The sequence below is a fragment of the Streptomyces sp. NBC_01261 genome (assembly GCF_036226385.1).
In the GTDB taxonomy this organism is placed as follows: Bacteria; Actinomycetota; Actinomycetes; order Streptomycetales; family Streptomycetaceae; genus Streptomyces.
The window spans coordinates 509,895-533,636 of record NZ_CP108463.1 but is presented as its reverse complement, the minus strand read 5'-3'; the positions used below and the strand labels follow the sequence as shown (position 1 = coordinate 533,636).

Genomic DNA, 23,742 nt, shown 5'->3' with positions numbered 1-23,742 from the left:
GAGGTCATGCGTTCCGCCGCAGGGGCGGCGGGGGCCGGGAGAGCGAGGCCGCGTGGGCCCCGCGTCCGGCGGGCTTCGTTCCCGTTCAGGCGTCCGCGCGACCGGCGGGGCGGCCCGCGGTCTGATGCGGGCGGACGATCTCGGCGATCCGCGCGGCCAGTTCGGCGACGTGCGGAGGGTGCACCATGTCGTGGTGGTTGCCCGGCACCGGGACGGTGGAGACCCGGCCGTGGGTCAGCGCCCGCCAGGCGTCAGGGTCGACATCGGGGCTCTTGAGGGTCGGGTGGGACTCGGCGACGGTGAGCAGGTGGACGTCCGCGTCGACCACCGCGCCGGGCCGGTAGCGGCCGGCGGCCTCCCCGTTGGCACGGGCGACCTCGACCATGCGGCGTACGGCCGTCGACTCGATCCGGTCGGGCAGGCGGCCGTCCTGGTGGGACTGGCGGACCAGGGCGGCGATGAGCGCGTTGTCGTCGAGTTCGTCCATCTCGTCGGACGACAGCCCGGCGTCGGCCCCGAACCGGGACAGCACGTCCTCGTCGCCGACGAGGTCCGCCGAGCCGGGCACCGGCGAGTCCAGCAGCACCAGCGCGCCGACCTCGCGGCCCGCCCGCTCCAGGCGTACCGCCATCTCGAACGCCACCACACCGCCGAACGACCAGCCGCCCAGCAGCACCGGGCCCTCGGGGGCCAGTTCCGCTATCTCCGCGAGATAGCGCTCGGCGATCTCCTCGACGGTGCGCAGCGGGGCCGCGTCCGTGTTGTAGCCGACCGCCTCGACGCCGTACAGGTCGGCACCGCCCTCCAGCTCCCGCGCCAGGCCCATGTAGGAGCTGACGCCGCCTCCGTGCGGATGGACCAGGAACAGCGGCGAGCGGGTGGTGGGCGAGGCCGTCGACAGCGGGACCAGCAGCCGCTCGGAGACCGCGGTCAGTCCGGGCAGCGCGCCGCACAGCGCCTCGATGGTGGGCGACCGGAAGAAGGTGCTGAGCGGCACGCTCACACTGAGCTCCCGCCGTACGGCCTCCACCAGTTCGAACGCGCTGAGCGAGTTGCCGCCGGCGGCGAAGAAGTCGTCCCGCACACCCACCGGGGACCGGCCGAGGACCCGCTCGCAGATCGCGGTGACCCGCAGCTCCAGCGAGTCGCGGGGTGCGACGGGCATGGCGGCGGTCTCGGCGGCCGGCTCGGGCAACTGCTTGCGGTCCACCTTGCCGTTCGGCGTCAGCGGCATCCGCTCCAGACCGACCAGCACGGCCGGGACCATGTACTGCGGCAGGTGCTCCCGCAGGAAGGCGCGCAGTCCGGGCTCGTCGGGCTCGTCCCGCCAGGAGACGTAACCGACGATCCGCCGTGCCATGTCCTCGCCCGCAGTGATCACGGCGGCCCGGTCCACCGAGGGGTGCCGCTGGAGGACCGACTCGATCTCGCCGAGCTCGATGCGGTGGCCGCGGATCTTGACCTGGGTGTCCTCCCGGCCGATGAACTCCAGCCTGCCGTCGGGCCGCCTGCGGGCCAGGTCACCGGTGCGGTAGAGCCGGTCGCCGGCCCCGAACGGGTCCGGTACGAACCGCTCCGCCGTGAGGGCGGGCCGCCCGGCGTAGCCGCGGGTGACTCCCGCGCCGCCGATGACCAGTTCGCCGACGGCGCCGATCGGCACCAGCCGCATCCGGTCGTCCACCACGTGCGCCTGGGTGTTGGCGATCGGCAGGCCGATCGACACCGGCTCCTCGGGAGCGTCCGGGGCGATCAGCTGAACGGTCGAGTAGACGCTGGTCTCGGTCGGGCCGTACACGTTCCACAGCCGGGACACCCGCGGGGCCAGCTCCTGGGCGAGTTGCGCGGAGAGTGCCTCGCCGCCGGAGATCGCCTGGACGGCGCCGCCCTGCCAGCCGCTGAGCAGCAGCAGATGCCAGGTGGCCGGCGTCGCCGCCATGACCGTGGTCCCCGACTCCGCCACGATCCGGGCCAGGGCGGCGCCGTCCGCGGAGGTCTCCCGGTCCACCAGCACCACCCGGGCGCCCCGGACGAGCGGCACGAACAGCTCCAGCACCGCCGCGTCGAACGCCACGGTGGTCACCGCGCACAGCACGTCGTCAGCGGACAGGCCGACGGTACGGCCGATGTCCGCGACGAAGTTCACCAGGCCGCGGTGCGGGACCATCACGCCCTTGGGCCGACCGGTCGAGCCGGACGTGTAGATCACGTATGCCAGGTCGTCCGGGCGGACCGGTGCCACCGGCCCGCTCTCGGCGGGCACCTTCGGGGGCCGGCCCACATCGATGATCCGCACGTCCGGGGCGGGGTCCAGCCGGGCCGCCAGCTCCGGGCGGCACAGGAGCAGCCGGGTGCCGCTGTCGGCCAGCACGTACGCCAGCCGCTCCGGCGGATAGTCGGACTCCAGGGGCAGATAGGCCGCGCCGGACTTGAGAACGGCCAGCAGCGCCACCAACAGGTCCGGGGACCGCTCGACCATCACGCCCACCGGGGCGTCCTGGCCCGCGCCCTCCGCGCGCAGCACGGCGGCCAACTCCGAGGCCCGCCGCACCAGTTCGGCGTAGGTGAGACGCTCGCCGTCGAGTCCTTCCACGGCGACCGCGTCCGGGGTCAGGACGGCCTGACGGTCCACCAGGTCCGGCACGAGCAGTGGCGACTCGGGGTCGGCGGTGTCGTTCCAGTCCGACAGCAGCAGCCGCTCCTCCTCGGGCGCCAGCAGGGCGAGGTCGCCGATCCGGGTGTCGGGCCGCTCGACCGCGTGCGCCAGGATCCGGCGGTAGTGATCGGCGAACCGGGCGATGGTGCCGGCCTCGAACAACTCGGTCGCATAGGCGATCAACACCTCCATCCGCCGGCCCCTGGTCACCACGGTGACGTCCAGGTCGAAGCGGGCGGTGTCCGCCTCGACCGGCAGCGATCCGGCCGACACCTGGGGCAGCCGCAGATGCGAGGCCTGCTCCTCGACCAGGTTGAACAGCAGCTGGAACAGCGGGTTGCGGCTCAGGTCGCGCTCCGGCCGCAGCTCGTCCACGAGCACGTCGAACGGCACACCCTGGTGCTCGTACGCCTCCAGGGTGGTGCCCCGAACCCGGGACAACAGCTCGGCGAAGGTCGGGTTGCCCTCCAGGTCGGTGCGGAGCAGCACCGTGTTGACGAAGAACCCGATCAGGCCCTCGGTCTCCTGGAGCGTGCGGCCGGACATCGGCACGCCGATGGTGACGTCCCGGCTGCCGGAGTGCCGCGACACCAGCGTGGCGAAGGCCGCGAACAGCACCATGAACGGCGACACACGGTACCTCTGCGCGAGTTCTCGCACCCCGTCGGCGACCGCCGGGTCGATCACGTGCGAGACCCGGGCGCCCGCACTGCTGCGCACCGCGGGCCGGGCCCGGTCGCCGCGCAGCTCGGTCGGGGTCGCCCCGGCCAAGGTCCGCTTCCAGTACTCCACCTCGGCGGCGGCCTCGGGCGTCTCCAGCTGCCGGGCCGCCAGGTCGGCGTAGTCCTCGTACTGCATCGGCAGATCGGGCAGCTCCGGACGGCTGCCCGCGGTGAACGCCGCGTAGGCCTGGGAGAGTTCCTGCCAGAGGATCTGCATGGACGCGGCGTCCACGGCGATGTGGTGCACGACCACGGTGAACAGGTAGCACTGATCCGGCAGTTCGGTCAGCCGGACGCGCAGCCAGGGGCCGATGGCCAGGTCGAACCTGCCGTTGATGTCCGCGTCCCGCAGCCGGTACGCCTCCTCGTACGCCGGCCCGACCGCCAGATAGCTCAGATCGGTCCGCTGGAGCCGTACCGCCGACGCCGGTCCCACGCGCAGCCGCGGTCCGCCGGTGGCGTCCTGCACCACACGGGAGCGCAGGATGGTGTGCCGTTCCACGACCAGCCGCAGGGCGGCGGAGAGGGCGTCCACGTCGAGCAGTCCGGCCAGTTTGAAGACCTGCGCCATGTTGTACTCGACGAGTTCGGGACGGAGGTGCTCCAGGAGCCACACCCGTCGTTGCGCCGCCGACAGCGGCGCGTCCACGGCGGGACCGGAGCCGGTCCCCCGCAGCGCGGTCTCCACCGCGCGTTCCACGATCGGACTTGTCGTCATAGGGACGTCCTCCCGTCGGCCGTACCGGACACGGGCAGGAGGTGTCCGACCGCTTCGGCCATGGTGTGGATGGTGGGGTTGTCGAAGATGAGGGCGAGGGGGATGTCGGGGGAGAGGGTGGTGCGGAGTCGGGAGACGATGCGGGTGGCGAGGAGTGAGTGTCCGCCGAGGGCGAAGAAGTTGGCGTGGATGTCGAGGTCGGGGCGGTTGAGGACGTCGGCCCAGATTCCGGCGATGAGTTCCTCGGCCGGTCCGTTGGCTCGGGTGGTTGTGGTGTGGGTGTCGGTTGTGGGCTGGGGCAGTGCGCGGTGGTCGGTCTTGCCGTTGGCGTTGACGGGGATGCGGTCCAGGACGCTGATGCTGGACGGGATCATGTATTGGGGGAGTCGGTCGCCGAGGTGGGTGTTGAGGTCGGCGATGAGTTCGTCTTCGTCCACGGCCGTGGGCTGGCTGAGGGTGATGTAGGCGGCGAGGCGTTGGTCGCCGGGGGCGGGTTCCCATTTGGTGACGACGGCGTCGTTGACGCCGGGGTGGCGGCGGAGGGTGTGTTCGATCTCGGCGGGTTCGATGCGGATGCCGCGGATCTTGACCTGACTGTCCGCGCGCCCCAGGAAGACGAGGGACCCGTCGGCGCGCCGGATGCCCCGGTCGCCGGTGCGGTACAGCCGCACGCCGGGCACCTCGGGATGCGGTAGGAAGGCCGCGGCGGTCTTGCGGGCGTCGCCGAGGTAGCCGCGGGCCAGGCCCACGCCGGCCAGGTACAGCTCGCCGGGGATGCCGTCCGGGACGGGGCTGAGGTGCTCGTCCAGCAGCAGCACCTCGTTGTTGGCGATGGCACGGCCCAGCGGGACGTCCGCGTCGTGGTCGTCGATGGTGCAGGTGTGGCTGGTGGAGTCGATGGAGACTTCGGTGGCGCCCCATTGGTTGTGGAGGTGGGCGGGGGTGTGGGCGAGTCGGTTGTGGAATTTGGTGACGAGGTCGGGGCGGAGGGCTTCGCCGCTGGAGATGACGTGGCGGAGGTGGGTGAGGGGTTGTCGGGTGGGGGTGATTTCGTCGAGGAAGAGGCTGAGCATGGAGGGGACGAAGTGGAGGGCGGTGATGTGGTGGTTGTTGCTCCAGTCGGCGATGGCGCGGGGGTCGCGGTGGAGGCCGGGGGGGAGCATGACGGTGGTGGCGCCGGCGATGAGGGGCCAGAAGATTTCGACGGCGGAGTCGTCGAAGCTGAGGACGGTTTTGTGCAGGACGGTGTCGCCGGGGGTGAGGGGGTATTGGGCCTGCATCCATTGCATGCGGTTGGTCCAGCCGGCGTGGGTGGACGCGACGCCCTTGGGAGTGCCGGTCGAGCCTGAGGTGTAGTACACGGAGACCAGATGGTCGCCCCTGACTCCGCTGCCGGGGGCGGCCGACGACGACTCGGTGAGCGTGCCGGGACCGCAGTCCAGCACCGTGAGTGCCCCGGCTCCGTCCCGGGCGCCGGCGAGCAGGGCCAACCGCTCCGCGTCCGCGCAGACCACCGGGGCGCCCGCGTCGGTGAGCACCTGGACGGCGCGGCCGACCGGCAGGTCCGGGTCGAGCGGGACGAAGGCCCCGCCCGCCTTGAGGATGGCCAGCAGGGTGGTGGCCATTTCGGTGGAGCGGTCCATCCAGAGGCCGACCGGGGTGTCGGCGACGACTCCGGCCTCGCGCAGTCGGGTGGCCAAGTGGTTGGCGCGGCCGGTGAGTTCGGCGTAGGAGAGCGTGCATTCGGAGTCGGTGACCGCCGGTGCGTGCGGGGTCGCCGCCGCCACCGCGTCCACCAGATCAGTCAGCAGACCGTCCGGGAACACCGTGGCCTCGCCGAGCCCGGCCGCCAGCAGCCGCTCGCGTTCGCCCGCGTCGACCATGCCGACACCGGAGACGGGACGGCCCGGCTCGGCCAGCGCGTTGCGCAGGAAGGTGACGAAGTGCCGCATCAGCCGGCTGATCGTCGCCGGCTCGAACAGGTCCGACTCGTAGTAGGCGATCCCTGAGAACGTGTCGCCGGAGCGCGTGAGGGCCACGTTCAGGTCGAACCGCGACTTGCCGTCGACCAGCTCCACCCGCTCGGTCGCCAGACCGGGCAGCATCAGGTCGTCGGTCTCGTCGTCGCCCAGCGCGAACAGCACCTGGAACAGCGGGTTGCGGCTCGGGTCCCGCTCCGGCTGGAGCTCCTCCAGCAAGGCCTCGAAGGGGAGTTCCTGATGCTCGTAGGAGGCGAGGGTGTTCGCGCGGGTGCGGGCCAGCAGTTCCTCGAACGACGGGTCGTCGGCCAACTCGGTGCGGATCAGCAGGGTGTTGACGAAGTAGCCGATCAGCTCGTCGAGTTCGGGACGCCCCCGGCCGGCGATCGGCGTGCCCAGGGTGACGTCCCGGGTCGCCGAGTGCCTGGCGAGGACCACGCTGAACGCGGCCGTCAGCGTCATGAACGCGGTCGCGTTGTGCTCCCGCGAGAAACGGTTGAGCGCCGCACCCAGTTCGCCGTCCACGGTGAACGAGACTTGGGAGCCGTTCCCGGTCCGCACGGCCGGCCGGGGCCGGTCCGTCGGCAGTTCGTCGGCGCTCGCGCCGGCCAGCCGCTCCCGCCAGTGCTCCAGCTGGTGCCCCAGCCGCTCCGGCGTCTGGTGGGCCCGGCTCCACGCCGCGTAATCCCCGTACTGCAGGGGCAGCGGCGGCAGTTCGGGCTCGCGGTCGGCCGCCAGGGCCGTGTAGGCCCGGGACAGTTCCGACCACAGCACCCGCATCGACGTGCCGTCGATCGCGATGTGGTGGACCACCAGTACCAGCAGCGCGTCGTCCTCGGCCAGCCGCGCCACGGCGACCCGGAAGACGGGTCCGTCGGCCAGCGAGAACGGCTCGCGCATCAGCTCACGGGCGAACTCCACGCCCGCCGCGTACCGTTCACCGACGTCGTCCCCGACGACGTCGTGGACCAGTACCGGGACCGGCGCGGCCGGCAGTACCCGGGGGACGGGGGCGCCGTCCCGCTCGTCGAAGACCGTCCGCAGTACCTCGTGCCGGCCGGCCACCACCGTGAAGCTCCGGGCCAGCACCTCGGTGTCGAGCGAGCCCCGGATCCTGATCACGGTGGACGTGTTGTAGCCCGGCATCATCTGCTCCAGGAGCCACATCCGCTCCTGCGAGTACGACGCCACCTGCGCCGCGTCCGGTCCGGCCACCGGAATGGCCGTCACCGCCGCGTCGGCGCGCTGGGCGGCACGGGCGCCCAGGAGCAGCGACCTGACCTGCGCGCGCCGCGCCTCCTGCGGGTCCGCCAGAGGTGTCCTGCTCGTGGTCATGAGTGGCTCCTCTCGGCGGTGGCGTCCCCGGCCAGGTCTGCCTCCGGCTCGCCGACCGCGTCCAGCAGCAGGTTCTCCAGGGCGGTGGCCATGGTGTGGATGGTGGGGTTGTCGAAGATGAGGGCGAGTGGGATGTCCACGGACAGCGCCGAACGCAGCCGGGAGACGATCCGCGTGGCGAGCAGCGAATGCCCGCCCAGGGCGAAGAAGTTGGCGTGGATGTCCAGGTCGGTGTGGTTCAGCACCTCCGACCAGATGCCGTCGATGAGCTGCTCGGCCTCGGTGGCCGGCCGCACCGCGACCGCGTTCGCCTCGAAGCGCGGCCGGGGCAGCGCCCGGTAGTCCGTTTTGCCGTTGGCGTTGACGGGGATGCGGTCCAGCACGGTGATGCTGGAGGGGATCATGTAGAGGGGCAGCAGATCGCTGAGGTGGGTGGTGAGCCCGGTCGGCAGCCCATCCTCGGGACCGACCTGCTCGGCGGTGATGTAGGCGGCGAGGCGTTGGTCGCCGGGGGCGGGTTCCCATTTGGTGACGACGGCGTCGTTGACGCCGGGGTGGCGGCGGAGGGTGTGTTCGATCTCGGCGGGTTCGATGCGGATGCCGCGGATCTTGACCTGACTGTCCGCGCGCCCGAGAAACGTCAGCCTGCCGTCCGGTCGCCGCATGCCGCGGTCGCCGGTGCGGTACAGCCGTTCGCCGTCCGTGAACGGGTGGGGGACGAAGGCGGCGGCGGTCTTGCGGGCGTCGCCGAGGTAGCCGCGGGCCAGGCCCATGCCGCCCAGATACAGGTCCCCGGGGACACCGTCGGGTACTGGGTTGAGGTGCGCGTCGAGGATCAGTACCTGGTTGTTGGCGATCGCGTCGCCGAGGGACACGTCCGCGGCCTGCTCGTCCTGCGGGACACAGGTGTGGCTGGTGGAGTCGATGGAGACTTCGGTGGCGCCCCATTGGTTGTGGAGGTGGGCGGGGGTGTGGGCGAGTCGGTTGTGGAATTTGGTGACGAGGTCGGGGCGGAGGGCTTCGCCGCTGGAGATGACGTGGCGGAGGTGGGTGAGGGGTTGTCGGGTGGGGGTGATTTCGTCGAGGAAGAGGCTGAGCATGGAGGGGACGAAGTGGAGGGCGGTGATGTGGTGGTTGTTGCTCCAGTCGGCGATGGCGCGGGGGTCGCGGTGGAGGCCGGGGGGGAGCATGACGGTGGTGGCGCCGGCGATGAGGGGCCAGAAGATTTCGACGGCGGAGTCGTCGAAGCTGAGGACGGTTTTGTGCAGGACGGTGTCGCCGGGGGTGAGGGGGTATTGGGCCTGCATCCATTGCATGCGGTTGGTCCAGCCGGCGTGGGTGGACGCGACGCCCTTGGGAGTGCCGGTCGAGCCTGAGGTGTAGTACACGGAGATCAGGTTGTCCCCGGTGACACCGTTGTCCGGTGCCGTGGGCGAGGACCTGGTGAGGGTGCCCGGGCCGCAGTCCAGGACCGTGAGCGCCCCGGACGCCCCGGCCGCCAGGGACTCGGCGCGCCGGCCGTCCACACAGATCAGGGAGGCGCCCGCGTCCGCCAGCAGGGTCGTCACCCGGCCGACCGGCAGGTCCGGGTCGAGCGGCAGGAACGCGCCGCCCGCCTTGAGGATGGCCAGCAGGGTGGTGGCCATTTCGGTGGAGCGGTCCATCCAGAGGCCGACCGGGGTGTCGGCGACGACTCCGGCCTCGCGCAGTCGGGTGGCCAAGTGGTTGGCGCGGCCGGTGAGTTCGGCGTAGGAGAGCGTGCATTCGGAGTCGGTGACCGCCGGTGCGTGCGGGGTCGCCGCCGCCACCGCGTCCACCAGATCAGTCAGCAGACCGCCGGAGAACTCGACGCTTTCGCCCAGCCCGCCGCCGAGCGGCGCCCGCTCGCGGTCCGCGTCGGCGCCGGACTCCAGTCCGATGCGGTCCATCGGCCGCTCCGGGTCGGCGACCGCCGATCCCAGCAGGGTGATGTACTGGTCCACCATCCGCCGCACGGTGTCCTCGTCGAACAGCGACGAGGCGTACTCCCAGATCAGTGTGATCCGGTCGCGGTCCGGGTGGTCCTCACGGCCGGCCCGCTGCTGGGCCCGCGGCACCACCACGATGTTCATGTCCATCTTGGACGAGCCGTTGTGCCGCTCCGTGACGGTGCCTCGCACACCCCCGAACTCCAGGTCCGGGACGATGGCGTTGTGGAAGCTGAACATCACCTGGAACAGTGGGTTGATGGACGGCACCCGCGGCGGGGCCACCGCCTCCACCAGCCGGTCCAGCGGCACGTCCTGCCAGTCCGAGGTCTCCACCAGCACGTCGCTCACCCGGCGCCGCAGACTCTCGAATCCCGGGGAGCCCGAGGTGTCGAGCCGCAGCGGCAGGGTGTTCACCACCATGCCCAGCATCCGCTCGGTCTCCGCGAGCCTGCGGTTGGCGGCACCCGTGCCCACCACTAGGTCGCTCTGGCCCGAGTAGCGGCTCAACAGGGCGGCGAAGCCCGACAGCATCGAGGCGAACAGCGTCACCCCGGAGCGCTCGCTGGACTCCCGCAGCGCACGGCTCAGTTCGGCCGGCAGCTCCACCCGCAGGGCGGCGCCGTGGAACGACGGGACACGAGGCCGCAGCCGGTCCGTCGGCAGGTCCAGGATGAGCGGGGCGTCCTTCAAGTGCCCCTTCCAGTACTCCAGATGACGGTCCAGGACCTCGTCGCGCATCCAGGCGCGCTGCCAGGCGGCGAAGTCGGCGTACTGGATGGGCGGTTCGGGCAGCGGTGACGGCCGGCCGGCCGCCAGCTCGGGGTAGATCGCCCGGATCTCGTCGAGGAGCACGCCGAACGACCAGCCGTCGTGCACGAAGTGGTGCTCCACCTGGACGAGCGTGTGGTCGTCGGCCGCGTGGCGGATCAGCAGCCAGCGGGCCAGCGGCGGGTCGGTGAGCTCGAAGGGACGGCGGATGGTGTCCCGTACGACTTCCTCGGTACGGCGCTCCCGGTCCGCCTCCGGCACGTCCTGGAGGTCGACCACGGGCAGCGGGACCGTCATCGGCGGACGGATCTCCTGCATCGGGGCCCCGTCGACCGTGGAGAACGCGGTGCGGAAGATCTCGTGCCGGCGGACCACCTCGGTGATCGTGGCGCCCAGCGCCTGGGCGTCGAGCGGGCCGCGCAGCCGGATGGTGGCCTGGGCGTTGTAGGCGAGGTTGCCGGGGGAGAGCTGCTCCAGGAACCAGATCCGCTCCTGCGGGAAGGACAGCGGCAGCGGACGGTCCCGGGGCACCCGGACCACCGGCGGGAGCGCCGGCGCGCTGAGGCCCAGCCGGTCCAGCTCGGCGGCCATCCCCGCCACCGTGCGCTGCTCGTAGATGCTCGATATCGGCAGCTCGGTGCCGAACTCCGAACGGACCCGCGCCGCGAGGCGCCCGGCGAGCAGCGAGTGTCCGCCCAGCAGGAAGAAGTCGTCGTCGACACCGACCCCGTCGATGCCGAGGAACTCCGCGGTGATGTCGGCCAGCCGACGCTCGGTCTCGGTGCGGGCCTCGGCACCGCCACCGCCCAGTCCCAGCGACGCGCGGTCCAGGGCGGGCAGCGCGGCGCGGTCCAGCTTGCCGTTGGGCAGCAGCGGCAGCCGGTCGATCAGCGCGACCGACGGCACCATGAAGTGCGGCAGCCGTCCGGCGGCGAACTCGCGCAGCTCCAGTGCTTCCGCCGACGGCGCCACGACGTAGCCGATCAGCCGGTCCTCGTCGCCGACCCGGCCGACGACCACCGCGACGTCCTGGACGGCGGGGTGTTCGCGCAGCACGGCGGCGATCTCGTCCGGCTCGATGCGGAAGCCGTTCAGCTTGACCTGCTGGTCGATGCGGCCGAGGAAGTCCAGCTCGCCGTCGGGCGTCATCCGCACCAAGTCGCCGGTGCGGTAGGCCCGTTCACCGGGGGCGTCCGGGTCCGGCACGAAACGGTCGGCGGTCAGGGCCGGCCGGCCGATGTAGCCGCGGGCCACCCCCTCACCGCCGACGACCAGTTCACCGGGCTCGCCGGGCAGCACCGGGCGCAGCGACTCGTCCAGGACATGGAGGCGCATGCCGTCGATGGCCCGGCCGATCACCGGCTTGCCGCCGCCCGGTGCGGTCCGGGACACCGAGGCCCACACGGTGGTCTCGGTGGGGCCGTACGCGTTGAACATGGCTCGGCCCGGTGCCCATCGGTCGACCAGCTGCTGGGGGAGGGCCTCACCGGCGCACACGATCGTCTCCAGGTGCGGCAGTTCCAGCTCCGGCACCATGGCGAGCACGCTCGGCGGCAGGGTGATGTGGGTGATCCGGGTGTCGGCGAGGAAGTCGCCGAGGCCGGGCCCGTACAGGACGTCGCGGCGCGGCGGCAGGACCAGGGTGGCGCCCGAGCACAGTGCCATGGCCAGCTCGAAGACGGAGGCGTCGAAGCTGGGCGAGGCGAACTGGAGCACCCGGTGGCCCGGGTTGACGGTGAACGTCGAGCGCTGGGCGTCGGTCAGGTTGGCGAGCCCGCGCTGGGTGAGCGTCACGCCCTTGGGACGGCCGGTGGAGCCGGAGGTGTAGATGACGTAGGCCGCGGACTCAGGGCGCAGCCGGGGCAGCGGAAGGGGCTCGGCGGGCGTCGTGTCGTCGGCGGGGTCCGCGAGCGGGACGCCGAGGGAGCGCAGCCACTCGGGCGCCTCCGCGTCGGTGATCACCAGCGCGGCGCCCGAGTCGCTGATCATGTACGACAGCCGGTCGGCCGGGTAGGAGGGGTCCAGCGGGAGCCAGGCGGCGCCGGCGCGGGCGACGGCGAGGACCGAGGTCACGAGGTCGAGGGACGGTTCCAGGAGCACACCGACCGTTGCCCCCGGACCCACGCCGAGGGAGCGCAGCCGGGCGGCCGAGGCGGCGGCGCGGGCGTCGAGTTCGGCGTACGTCAGGTGTCGGTCGCCGAGCTCCGCCGCGGGGCGGTCGGGGGTTGCTGCGGCTTGCTGGAGGAACTTGTCGAGGAAGTGTCCGGAATCTGCTGATGTCACGGAAGTCTCCATGAGGGGCGGTGACGGAGGGGCGAGGACCAAGGGACGGGGGCGACTTCGGCCGGCCCGGGGGTCTGTCGAAGTGCGCCCGCCGTCCTGGTCGCCCTGCTTCGGCGGTTGCGGGCAGACGCGGGCGGACGTCCGGGAAACGGGGGGTGCATGCGAGCTGCGTGCGACGGCGATCATCGATCGGTACAGCCACGCTAACGCCGCTACGACGGCCGGAAAGGCACTGTCACAGGCAGCCTGAGCGGCACTTTCGGCTGTCGGTTGTGCCGCTCAGGACTTTTGGACGGCTTCGTGCGGAGTCCTGCGGGACAGCGGTGAGGGCAGGATCCACAGGCAGGCGGTGAGGGCCCCGGCCGCGGCGATCCACAGCGTCGTCCGCAGCCCCAGCGGCCCGGCGACGGCACCGGCGAGCAGGGCCGCGAGCGGCCGCATACCGAGGTTCACGCCCTGGTAGGCGCCGAACACGCTGGAGCGCATGGCGTCCGGGACCTGCGAGGTCAGCAGGGTCGCGGCGGTGATGTCAATCCAGATGATGCCCATCGCCGAGCCGAACTGGGCGCCGACCAGCATCAGCAGCACCGTGCTCCTGGCCCCGTGGGCCGCCGGAATCAGCAGCAGTGGAGCGGCGGTCGCCAGGCAGCCGAGCAGGAAGGTCCGGCCCACGCCCAGGCGCCGGGTGAGCGGGGTCGCCGAGACGGCGCCCACCACCGCGCCGACGGCTCCGGCACCGAGCACGGTGCCCAGCAGGCCCGCGCCGAGACCGAGCGCGGTGGTGGCGTACAGCACGAAAAGCGTGGTGGTCACGAAGCAGAAGAAGTTGACGGTGGCGGTGGCGGCCAGTGCCGCCCGGATGGTCCGGGAGCGGCCGATGAACCGGCCGGCCGTCCGCAACCGGGCACGCTCGTTCGAGGGCGGTGCCTCCTGCGGCGCGATCCGCGCCAGCTGCACGGCCGAGACAAGGTACGACACCGCGTCCACCAGCAGGGCGACGGGAGCGGAGAACAGCTGAACCAGGAAGCCGCCGGCGCTCGGGCCGACGACCTTCGCCATGGCCCGGCTGCCGCTGCTCAGCGAGTTGCCCGCCACGTAGTGCTCGGGCGGCACCAGAGCCTTGAACACCGGGGGGTTGCACACCTCGAAGAGGACCGACAGCAGCCCGACGCCGAAGGCCACCGTGAACAGGACGGTGAACGTCAGCGTGCCGAAGGCGTAGAAGAGGGGTAGGCCGAGCAGCAGCGCGAAGCGGCCCAGATCGGCGGCGATCATGACACGGCGTCGGTGGCTGCGGCGGTCCGCCCACAGTCCGGCATACGGCCCGAACAGCAGGTGCGGCAGCCACACCGCGGCGCTGAGATAGCCCATCTCGGCCGCGCCCGCGTGCACCACGGTGACGGCGATGAGGGGGAGGGCGAGGGCTGACACCTGGTCGCCGAGGTACGACACGGTCTGGGCGGTCCAGTAGCGGCGGAACGCGGTGTCGTGCAGCAGGCCGGGGATCCAGGACAGTGCGCGGGAGCGGTCGGCCGGTTGGGGCGCGGGAGCGACGGTCTCCTCGGGGGCGGATGGGTGCACGGGAGGGCCTTCCTGTGGTCGTCGGTCATGGCGTGCGGCAGGATGCCCGTGGACGCACGGCATGCCGGGACCGGAAAGGACCGCCCGGCGCGAGGCGCGGGTCGGTCGGGGCTACGGCATGGCACACGGCCACGACCGTTCGACGACCCGGCCGCCCGGGAGCGCGTGACCCGGCCGGGGTGAGGTGTGGACCGCCCGTCCCACCTTTTGGATCCACCGGCCGAACCCTCACGATAGCGCGCCGCCCCGACCGGCAGGGGCCTGTTGTCACGCGGACGGTCACCACATGGGAAGACCCGCACCCCGTGGGACACACTTGCTCGGACACGCCCTGGACTTCGATGCCCTGGACTTCGATCCACATGCGGTTCGCAGCGGACGGCCTCGATCTCACGGCCGGGGAAGTCGTGCGGCCTGTCCGCCAACCTCAGCGGAACAGCGGCGAGTTCGCTGCCCCTGCCTTTGCGCGGGCCGGGCAGGCCGTCCTCGTGTACGGCGCGACCGGGGCCGTCGGCTCGGCGCATCTCCGGTGTATGGCTGGGGTGTTGAGGGCCGAGCGGGCGCGTGAGCGGCCGTGGGCGCTGCCGCTGGCCGGCGGGTCCTGATCGTGGCGGTCCGCTGCCGCACCGACCTGACGATGCGGCAGCTCATCCCGGTCCGGGACCGGGATGAGCGTGCCGACCAGCCGCACCCACCGGTTGTCAGCGAACGTGCAGGTCGTCGCGGACGCCGACACCCGCCTGGCGATCGCGCACGCCTGGGAGGGCGGCACGGTCACCCCGCACCACCAGCACCCTCGACGCGAACTCCGCGCCCCGCGGGGGGCACGTCGTCGGCCGAGGAGGAACTACAGATCTTCTGCGACTGCCGACGACCCGGGTCCTGTACAGACTCCGCCCCATGCCCGCGTTCCGACCGGTTCGGTCACACACCACTGTCCGGGAGGGACTCCAACGGTGCACCGATCGCGGTGAGCAGCTTGTGTACCGCCTCGTGATCCAGCAGCGAGCGGCGGAAGACCGCGGAGCAGACCAGCTCTGAGCCGGTGTCGGTGACCCAGACACTGAGATCGAACATGGCGGAGGTGAGGTCGGGCACCCGCGCGGTGGCGGAGACGCCGTCGAGCGTGAAGCGGTCGGGCTCGTTGCCCGCGATGAAGATGGAGCGGCGCTTCTTCGGGTACTGCTCGCCCGTCGGGTCGACCTCGCGCACCTCGTCGAGCACCGTGGCGAAGGGCAGCCCCTGATGTTGGAGGGTCCAGAGCATCGCGTTACGGACCGCTTTGAGCGTGCTCGGCGCGTCCGTGCCGCGCGGTGCGTCGACCAACACCGGCAGCAGGTTGACGAAGTTTCCGACGGTACCTGCGGCCTCCGGCACGAAACGCCCGGGGAACGGGCAGAAGAAGGCGAGTTCGTCATTGAGCAGCACGGGCCGCAGGGCGCGCAGGATCTTCGTGGTGGCGACCATGAACCCGGTCGCTCGGTGCTGCCGTGCCTCCGCCAGGTGCCGCTGGTACTCCTCGCCGCGCAGCACGACCTGGACGTTGCTCCCGTGGGGCGGGCACTCCGACCACGGTGTCGTGTCGTTGATGAACATTTCCGGTACACCCCGAGGGAGGCGGGCGCGCCAGGCTGCGCGCAGTGCCTCGGTACGTGTGTCTTCGAGCGCGATGCGCTCCGCAACGGCGACGTCCGCGAGGTCGGTACGACTGTGCCCGGCCTGGAACTCCCGTTCGTCGTCCGTCGCGTAGGCGTCGCTCACGTCTTTGAGGAAGCGGTTGAAGGACAGGCCGTCGCAGACCGAGTGGTCGATCCTGACCACGAGCGCGAAGCCGGCTTCGGGTCCGTGCACACAGGCCACGTAGAGCGCTTGGCCCTCACGTACGTCCAGGTCGCGCACGATCTCCTCACTGGCGATCTTGTCCGCGACGCGCCGTACCGCCTCCCAGTCGTCCGACGCCGCCCGTACCATTTCCACCAGTCCGGGGCGGGGCGGGCGGGTTCGATACAACGGGCCGTGTGACGCGTCGATGTGGTACTCGGCTGTCAGCGAGGGGTTCACCGCCGCGGCCCATCGCACCGCACGGTCCAGCCGGGGCGAGTCGACACGGATGCCGGGGAACTCGAAGACCTTGCAGATGATGCTCTCCGCAGGAATGACGCCGTCCGGCCGCTGCTCTCGGCTCAGTCCCAGGGCCATCCGGTGCGGCAAGGGCCGCCACTGCGGATCCGCGTCCTCCGTGCGGACCGGACCCGCCGCGGGCTCACTGTCCACGGACTCGGCCTGGGGGGCACCGAGCACCTGCTCGGTGAAATCCGACAGCCGCGGGTAGTCGAACAACGTGTTGAGCGACACCTCGACGCCGAAACGTTCACCTACGGCGTAGATCAGTGACTCCGCCAGCAGTGAGTGCCCGCCGAGTTCGAAGAACGAATCCTGCCAGTCGATGTCGGGCACGCCCAGTACCTCCTGCCAGACCTCGATCATCCGTGCCCGCTCGACGGTGGCACCGGGCGCGGCCTCCGGCCCGGATTCCGGCTGCGGTCCGGCCACCGGGTGGCCGGCCGGCGGAGCGGCGGACGAGGCGAGCGGAGCGACGGTCGAGCCCGGGCGGTCCGCGATGTCCCCGAGCACGTTCAGGTAGTCCGACGCCATGGCCTGCACCTGGGTGAGCCCGAGGACACCCTCCGGGTCCTTCCACATCACATGGGTGCCGGAGCTGTCCTCCCGTACCATGACCGCGAGTTTGAACCCGGCGCTGCTCTCCACGTCGATCAGCCGCAGCACGGCACCGTCGAATTCCAGATGTTGCAGGTCTGTGCCGGAGCGCAGTCCCGCATGCCAGTACTGGAACAGCGCCTGATGGGTCCGGGCGTGGGCCTGCGGGCCGGAGAGCCCGGCCGCGCGCATGATGCTGGGCAACGGCAGCTCGCCGAACCGCAGGGCGTCCTTGACCTCCAGACGCACCCGAGTCACCAGATCGCGGTACCGGTCGGAAGCGCGGATCCGGTGCCGGACAGGGAGCGGATTGACGAAATAGCCCACCTGGTCGGCGAGTTCGGGAGCCGTCCTGCCGTGGAAGGGAAGGAAGGCCAGGAGGTCGTCGGAGCCGGAGTACCGGCGCAGCAGCGCGAAGTAGCCGGCGAGCAGGACCGTGACGTAGGAGACGCCGTGCTCCACGGCAGACGCCCGCAGCCGGGTCTCAAGTTGGTGGGGGATGTAGTCGCCGAGCATCGTGAAGCCGCTCGGCTCGGTGCTCTTCGGCAGCTCGAAGTCGGGGCCGCCGTCGCCGAGGATCGCGCGCCAGTAGGCGCGGTGCGCCTGTCCCGAGTCCCCGTCGGCGAGTTCCCTGGAATGTTCGGCGTGGTGGCGCGCCGCCGCGAGATCGGCCACCGTCCCGTCGGCGATCGATCCCTCGTTGTACGCGGCGCGCAGCGCGTCCATCATGATCAGGACGCCCGCGCCGTCGTTGACCAGGTGGTGCGCCGCCACCAGCAGGGTCTGCGAGTCACCGTGGCGCAGGACATCGATCCGCAGCAGCGGACCGCTGCGCAGGTCGAAGGGCTGCTGCCACAGCTGTCGCAGAGCCTCTTTCCGACTGCCGTCCTGTTCGCTCTCGCGCACCGGTATTGCGGGAGCGTCCGACCAGTCCAGCGCGGGACCGTCCGGGGTGGCGACGACTCGTCCACGGAGCTGCGGATACCTGATGGCGAGAGCCTCCACGGCCCGGCGCAGCCGGGGCAGGTCGAGCTGCCCCTCCACCTCGAACGGGAGCGGGATGATGTGCGACCGCTGCTCGGGGTCGCGCTGCCACGCGATCCACACCGCCTCCTGATTGACGGAAAGCGGAAGGCGTTCGGTCTCGTCGGTCATGCGAGCCTGCTTTCGGTGAGGTCCTCACTCAGTGCCCTGCGATCGCTCTTGCCTGACGCGGTGCGGGGGAGATCGGTCATGCGGACGAACGCGCCGGGCACGAGATGGGCGGGCACCTCGGCGGCGAAGAGTTCGCGCAGCCGCTCAGGGCTCAGTCCGGACTCGCTGGTGTAGTGCGCGGTGAGCATCGGTTCACCGCGGCGGCTGCTGCCCGCGGTGACGATGGCGTCGAGCACTCCAGGGATCCCTCGCAACGCCACCTCGATCTCTCCCGGTTCGATGCGGAAACCGTTGATCTTGACCTGGAGATCTGCCCGGCCGACGATGTGGTACGTCTCCTCCGCGGCCCGGACGGCGAGGTCGCCGCTGCGGTAGAACAGGCGCGACGGCCCTCCCTCGACCTCCAGCATGCGGAAACGCTCTGCGGTGAGGTCGGGTCGGTTGACATAGCCCACCGCGACTCCGACGCCCGCGACCCAGATCTCGCCGGTCTCCCCGACCGCGACGGGTATGCCCTCGTCGTCGAGCACCGCGACCTCCCATCCGGGAATCGGGCGGCCGAGTTCGGCGGCGAACCCCCGCTCGTCGCCGGCCGCATCGAGCTCGGCGTCGGTGAAGGTCCGGGTGCTGACGTAGATGGTGGTCTCGGTGATGCCGTACGTGTTCATGAACTCGCAGTGACTCCCGGCGGTCGCGCGCCAGATTCTGACATCGGCCGCGTCGACCATCTCGCCACCGAAGACGACGCGCCGTAGCGTGCTCGGCCAGTGTCCGGACGTGCGTACATGGGCGGCCAGATACCGGAACACCGTGGGTACCACGCTCATGACCGTGACGCGGTGACGCCTCATCAGGTCGATCGTCGCCCGCGGTGAGCGCACCACCTCGGTGGGAACCACCACCAGGGTGGCGCCGCTGGCCAGCGCGCCCCACATCTCCCAGACGGAGACGTCGAAGCAGTAGGAGTGCAGAAGCGTCCAGACGTCCTCGGTGTCGAAGTCGTACTGGTCCAGCACGCCGCGGACCAACGCGGAGACCGACCGGCGGCGGACCGCCACGCCCTTGGGCCTGCCGGTCGAGCCCGACGTGTAGATGATGTACGCGGTGGAGTCCGGGGACGGCTCCGGAAGCTTCTCCCGCGGCTGTGCCGCGGCGTCCTGGTCGTACTCGTCGATCCGCAGGACGTCGATCCCGGCCAGCGCTCCGGGCAGGACACGGTCGGAGACGACCGCGGCGAGACCGCTGTCCTCGGCCATGAAGTCCAGGCGGGACTCCGGGTAGGCGGGATCGAGCGGCACATAGGTGTATCCGGCCGCGGCGACCCCGAGCACCGCGATCACCAGGTCGACCGTGCGCCCGCAGTAGAGCCCGATCCGCACGTCGTCGTCGCCGAAGAGCTCGCGCAGTGAACCGGCGAGCGCTTCGGCACGGTCGGCCAACTCGGCGTAGCTCAGCGCCCGTTGCTCGTCGCGGACGGCGGGATGCGTGCCGTGCCTGGCTGCCTGGTCACGAAAGAGGGAGTACATCGCACATCCATTCGTCGCGGTTCATAGGCGCAGGTGCACACGGAGGCGGCGCAGCCAGGCGTCGAGGTTCAGGGCGAACTCGACGTCCGCCCGGCCGAACCAGCCGCCGCGGTCGAGCAGGTCGGGATCGGCGGCGATCCGGCGTGCCGCGGCGATGTCGAGCAACGGCCGTACGGGGGCGTCCGAGTCGTCGAGCAGGCCGCGCAGCCGCGCCGCCAGCGCGGCCTTGTACTGCGGCGCGTAGGTGATCGGATAGGGCACTTTGGGCCGGGTGAGCACCGATTCCGGGACGAGGGTCTTCGCGAGGGTACGCAGCAGGCTCTTGCCTCGCCCGTCGTACCACTTCATCTCCACGGGCACGTTGTAGAGATAGGAGAAGAGCCGGTGGTCGCTGAACGGGTAGCGCAGTTGCAGCCCGGCGGCGGCGGCGAGGCGCTCGGAGTGGTTGATGGCCTGGTCGAGCATGCGGGTGACGGTGAGGTAGTCGTACTGCCGGCCCAGCCGGTTGCGCTGAGGGTCGCCGGGCAGGTGCGGCACCTCGTCGAGCGCCTCGCGGAATCTGAGGTTGAGATAGGACTCCGCACCGATCTCGGCCAGCAGTTTCGGATCGAACAGCCGGGTACCGAGTCCGCTGCGCGCACCCCATTTCCAGGCCTTCTCGACCCAGGGGAAGGTGCTCAGCTCGTATCCGGTCTTGATCTGGCCGCCGAGGCTGCCGAAGACGGTGTCGGCCGCTTCACCGCTGAGCGCCACCTCGGTGTGCTCGGCGACGCGCCTGCTGAACAGGAAGGGGGTGATGTTCTTGTCGCCGAACGGGGACGGGTAGTCCTTCGCCGCGAGCACGGTGGCGAGCACAACCGGGTCCGAGAGCTCCTGAGGACGGACGAGGACCTCACGGTGATCGGTCTGCCACATCCGGGCCACGTCCTGGGAGTAGGGACGGTCGGGTACCGCCGACGCGCCGTCTCCGAAGGCCACGGTGAACGTGAGCGGCGGCTGAGCGGTCAGCTTCGTGGCCCAGCCCGTCAGCGAACTGGAGTCGAGGCCGCCGGAGAGGAGCACCGCTGGGTGGATGCCGCGAACATCGCGGGTGATGGCGTCCTCCACCAGTTCCCGCACACGCGTCAAGGTGACGTCGAGGTCGTCCTCGTGGGGGCGGGCCTCCAGCGTCCAGTAGCGGCGCACCTCCTCGTTCGTTCCGGAGAGCACGACGACGCAGCCGGCCGGAACCTCCCGTACTCCGCGCAGGGCCGATCGGCCGGGGGGACGGATCTGCGTGATGAGAGCGCACAGGCCCTCGTCGTCTGTCTCGGCCCGGAGCAACGGATGGGCGACCAGCGCGGCGAGATCCGAGGAGAACAACGTGCCGTCACCTGCGCGCGCGTAGTGCAGCGGCGTGATGCCGATGCGGTCGCGGCCCAGGACGAGCCGCCGGGCGCGTGCGTCCCACACGGCGAATGCGAAGTTGCCCTCAAGACGCTCGGCCACGGCCGGCCCCCAGGCGAGGTATCCGTGCAGCAGTACGTCAGCCGGTCCCGCACCGCGTTCCGCCCCGAGGGCGGAGGCCAGTTCCTCGGTGTTCTGGAGGTAGCCGTCGAGAACCGCGACCGCGATGGTGCGGTCGTTGTCCCGGAGCTCGGCGAGTCCGGTGCCTTGGAGACACGTCGGGTCGGCGCGATGGGCGAGCATTGCCTCCCGGTCCGACCACAGCGAGGCGGCGCCTCGCGCGCGCGGGGTGAGATCCGCGATCAGCTGAGCGACAGTGGCATCGGCCTCGCGCAGATCGCGCGTCGGGTCCGTCCAGCCAGTGATTGCGGCCACGGTCAGTCCTTGTCCGACGGCTCGGTGGTCCAGGTCAGACGATCCCCCACGCGGATTCCGTGGCTCTCGGCGAAGTTCCCGCGCACCATGCCGATGTCGGTCATGTCCGGGAAAGAGGTGGAGCGATAGGCCACGATCTTGCCGAGTTCGGGCTGTAGATAGATCTGGTTCGTGATGTGAACCGCCTCGCACAGCGCGGTCCCGTTCAAGGCGAGTGCGAGCGTCTGCCCGTGCGGCAGTTCGTCGATCTCCGTCGTGACTTTCACGTTGCCGAAGTTGTCGACGTGCGCGACGGTGCCCTCGACGAACGGGGTGTCGTCGATCTTCGATTCCTCGTACGGGTATGCGGTGAGACTCTCCGTGTCGTCAGCCGCGATCCGCGCCACGATCGGAGGGATGAAGGTTTTCCCGGAGAAACTCATCTGCGGCACGTCCCGGATCTCGTACACATGCTTGATGCCGAGGTCTCGCGCAAGCCAGCCGAAATAGCCGAAGTTGGAACCGACGAAGATGTGCCCCGTGCGCGTCTCGCCCCAGATGACGTCATGCAGCTGCCGCATATTCGAGGACTTCGAGACCAGCGTGTAGATCACCGTCCCCGCCGGATAGCTCTCCGCCACCAAGCGGGTCAGAAAGGCCGCATTGAATTCTGAGAAGTTCTCCACGGCCACGATCGGCTCGATCGTAATCGGGTGCCCTATCTCGTCCGCTTCTTTATGGATGGCGCCGCAAATTTCACTGAAAGCGACATCCCTGCAATCGGTAACGATGACAATCCGAGTCATTGAATACCTCCTCTGTCGAGTCCGATTATGTCAGCGGATAGATCATCACTCCAGATTCCGCGGTCTTCACCAAGCTGTCTGGCATCATGAGGACAGGGGTTCATTGCTCCGCATATCGGTCATGTGCGGCCATAGGCGCAGAGGGCGACCACAGCGCCGCGATCCTCGCGCGTAACCAACTGACCTCAGGGTCTTCACCGTCTCGGCCTCGGCATGGAGTCGCGTCACCGCGTCCTGTCCGCTCCCGTCAAGTCCTGCGTGAGACCTTGCTCGCGCAGGGCGAACTGTCGGCCAGTACAGGTGCCGGCTGTCGCGGCGCGGGTTTCCATCATTCGTACGATCGATCCCGGGATCGGCACCCAGTCGGGAACGTGGAACCAGGAATCTCGTCCGTTCGGTACGAGTGCCCCGTCGGGACGCCGGATCGGCCGGGGAGTTTTTACGCGAGGGCGCCCGACGCATTCGAGAGTGTCGAGGTAATCGGCGAGCGAGGGCCGGCAGTAGATGCCCAGTGGCACCGACTGGCCGTCCTTCTCGTACGCGCCGTGCACCGAGTGGTACGGGCCCAGGATCAGAGCCGCGATGTGCGTCGATATCCGCGGCGTCGGCTCGAACTCCCAGACGTCGTCATTCCGTTCCGGCTGCTCGAAATTCGCGAAGGCACGGCGGGCATACGGCACTTTGAATCCCTGCACTCGTGTTCGTGTACGCGCAGTCGGCCACGACCCGCAGGACGTTGTTGCGGCCCTCCAGCATGTGCGCCAGTGCGATCGGTGAGTCCTGGCAGACCTCCGAGGGAGCCAGATGGGCACCGCTGAGGACGACCTCCGCCGCGTCGGCGAGATGGGGATCGATCTCGTACGAGTCAACGCGGAGGAGACCACGAAGAGAACCGCCGGAACTTCTCAGGAAGGCGCCTGGCGGAAAGGCGTCATACGGCACGCCCTGTCACACGCCGAGGCCGTCCGGCTCCCGGGACGGCGTGAGGGGGCGATCGAGTCCTGCTCCGCGCGACACCAGCTCGACCCGTTCCACCCCGGAATCCATCGAACGCAGCGTGGCCTCCAGGACCCAGTGGGTGACAGGGTTGCCCCGGCTCCACAGGAGGCGTCCCGCCAAGAGGGTGTCACCGTGTACGACCAGCCCGTTGAACCAACGCTGGAACTCCGGTGACAGCCAGAGAGCCAGGGGTATCTGACGCTCGGCGCCCGCGCGCCGGGTACTCGGTCCGGCCAGCCTGAGTGCCTCCGTCACGGCGTCGGGCAGGTTGTCCGTCACGGGAATCGCCAGCGCGTTCGCGAAGTGCAGCAGGTACTCGTTGCGTTGCGCTGTCGGCGGAGAGTCGAGAACGACTCGGCCACAGTCGTGCCAGGCACCCCACTTCACGTTGCTTACGAGACCGGGCAGCGTGGTGAGGTCACGCGGCACATGAAACAGAATGGCGTCGGCCGCGTGCATGGCGGCCTCTTCCCACGCGACCTGCTGCGCGTAGGGCGGTTCGGACTCGCCCTCGGGGGCTTCGGGCAGGAACACGGCGAGGCGGCCGTCTCCGTCCCACCGCTCGCGCAACAAGGACTCGGCGTGTGGACGCCAGGAGGGAGTCAGTGGATCGCGGGGGGTGGGGCCGCACAGGTAGATGGACACCGACCAGTGTGCGGGCCAGGGCCGGCCCGCACGGATGACGGTGACGTCGCGTGTCATGGAGACTCCTCGGCCGGACCGGTGGGT

9 protein-coding genes and 1 pseudogene are annotated in these 23,742 nt (G+C 70.5%); all 10 read right to left on the bottom strand.

Annotated features, from left to right (window positions below; translation table 11 throughout):
- Positions 1-85: 85 nt before the first annotated feature.
- The gene (locus OG226_RS02195) at positions 86-4,093 is read right to left on the bottom strand and encodes a non-ribosomal peptide synthetase (protein WP_329347575.1); all 4,008 of its coding nucleotides are present in this window, start codon (positions 4,091-4,093) and stop codon (positions 86-88) included.
- Positions 4,090-7,407: a non-ribosomal peptide synthetase gene (locus tag OG226_RS02190; RefSeq protein ID WP_329347574.1), complete on the bottom strand. Its 3,318-nt coding sequence runs from the start codon at positions 7,405-7,407 to the stop codon at positions 4,090-4,092. The genes OG226_RS02195 and OG226_RS02190 overlap by 4 nt, the downstream gene beginning before the upstream one ends.
- A complete protein-coding gene (locus tag OG226_RS02185) occupies positions 7,404-12,428 on the bottom strand; it encodes a non-ribosomal peptide synthetase (protein WP_329347573.1) in 5,025 nt (1,674 codons plus the stop codon). The genes OG226_RS02190 and OG226_RS02185 overlap by 4 nt, the downstream gene beginning before the upstream one ends.
- Positions 12,429-12,707: 279 nt before the next feature.
- A complete protein-coding gene (locus OG226_RS02180; protein ID WP_329347572.1) occupies positions 12,708-14,009 on the bottom strand; it encodes an MFS transporter in 1,302 nt (433 codons plus the stop codon).
- Between the two features lie 924 nt (positions 14,010-14,933).
- Entirely contained in the window at positions 14,934-17,882 is a 2,949-nt protein-coding gene (locus OG226_RS02175) for a condensation domain-containing protein (protein WP_329347571.1), read from the bottom strand.
- Positions 17,879-19,408 (bottom strand): amino acid adenylation domain-containing protein, encoded by a 1,530-nt coding sequence (locus tag OG226_RS02170; RefSeq protein WP_329347570.1) that lies wholly within the window; start codon positions 19,406-19,408, stop codon positions 17,879-17,881. Before OG226_RS02170 ends, OG226_RS02175 begins: the two co-directional genes overlap by 4 nt.
- 21 nt (positions 19,409-19,429) lie before the next feature.
- Complete coding sequence (locus OG226_RS02165; protein ID WP_329347569.1) at positions 19,430-21,229, bottom strand: asparagine synthetase B family protein; 1,800 nt, start codon at positions 21,227-21,229, stop codon at positions 19,430-19,432.
- A 2-nt stretch (positions 21,230-21,231) separates the two neighbouring features.
- The gene (locus OG226_RS02160) at positions 21,232-22,014 is read right to left on the bottom strand and encodes an SAM-dependent chlorinase/fluorinase (RefSeq protein ID WP_329347568.1); all 783 of its coding nucleotides are present in this window, start codon (positions 22,012-22,014) and stop codon (positions 21,232-21,234) included.
- Between the two features lie 467 nt (positions 22,015-22,481).
- Positions 22,482-22,923 (bottom strand): annotated as a pseudogene (locus OG226_RS02155) (aminopeptidase N); the annotation flags it as partial.
- A 39-nt stretch (positions 22,924-22,962) separates the two neighbouring features.
- The gene (locus OG226_RS02150) at positions 22,963-23,715 is read right to left on the bottom strand and encodes a nucleoside 2-deoxyribosyltransferase domain-containing protein (protein WP_329347567.1); all 753 of its coding nucleotides are present in this window, start codon (positions 23,713-23,715) and stop codon (positions 22,963-22,965) included.
- Positions 23,716-23,742 lie beyond the last annotated feature (27 nt).

Coding starts and splice junctions, on each gene's coding strand:
- OG226_RS02195 (WP_329347575.1), bottom strand. CDS start 4,093: ATGACGACAAGTCCGATCGTGGAACGCGCGGTGGAGACCGCGCTGCGG.
- OG226_RS02190 (WP_329347574.1), bottom strand. CDS start 7,407: ATGACCACGAGCAGGACACCTCTGGCGGACCCGCAGGAGGCGCGGCGC.
- OG226_RS02175 (WP_329347571.1), bottom strand. CDS start 17,882: ATGACCGACGAGACCGAACGCCTTCCGCTTTCCGTCAATCAGGAGGCG.
- OG226_RS02170 (WP_329347570.1), bottom strand. CDS start 19,408: ATGTACTCCCTCTTTCGTGACCAGGCAGCCAGGCACGGCACGCATCCC.
- OG226_RS02160 (WP_329347568.1), bottom strand. CDS start 22,014: ATGACTCGGATTGTCATCGTTACCGATTGCAGGGATGTCGCTTTCAGT.
- OG226_RS02150 (WP_329347567.1), bottom strand. CDS start 23,715: ATGACACGCGACGTCACCGTCATCCGTGCGGGCCGGCCCTGGCCCGCA.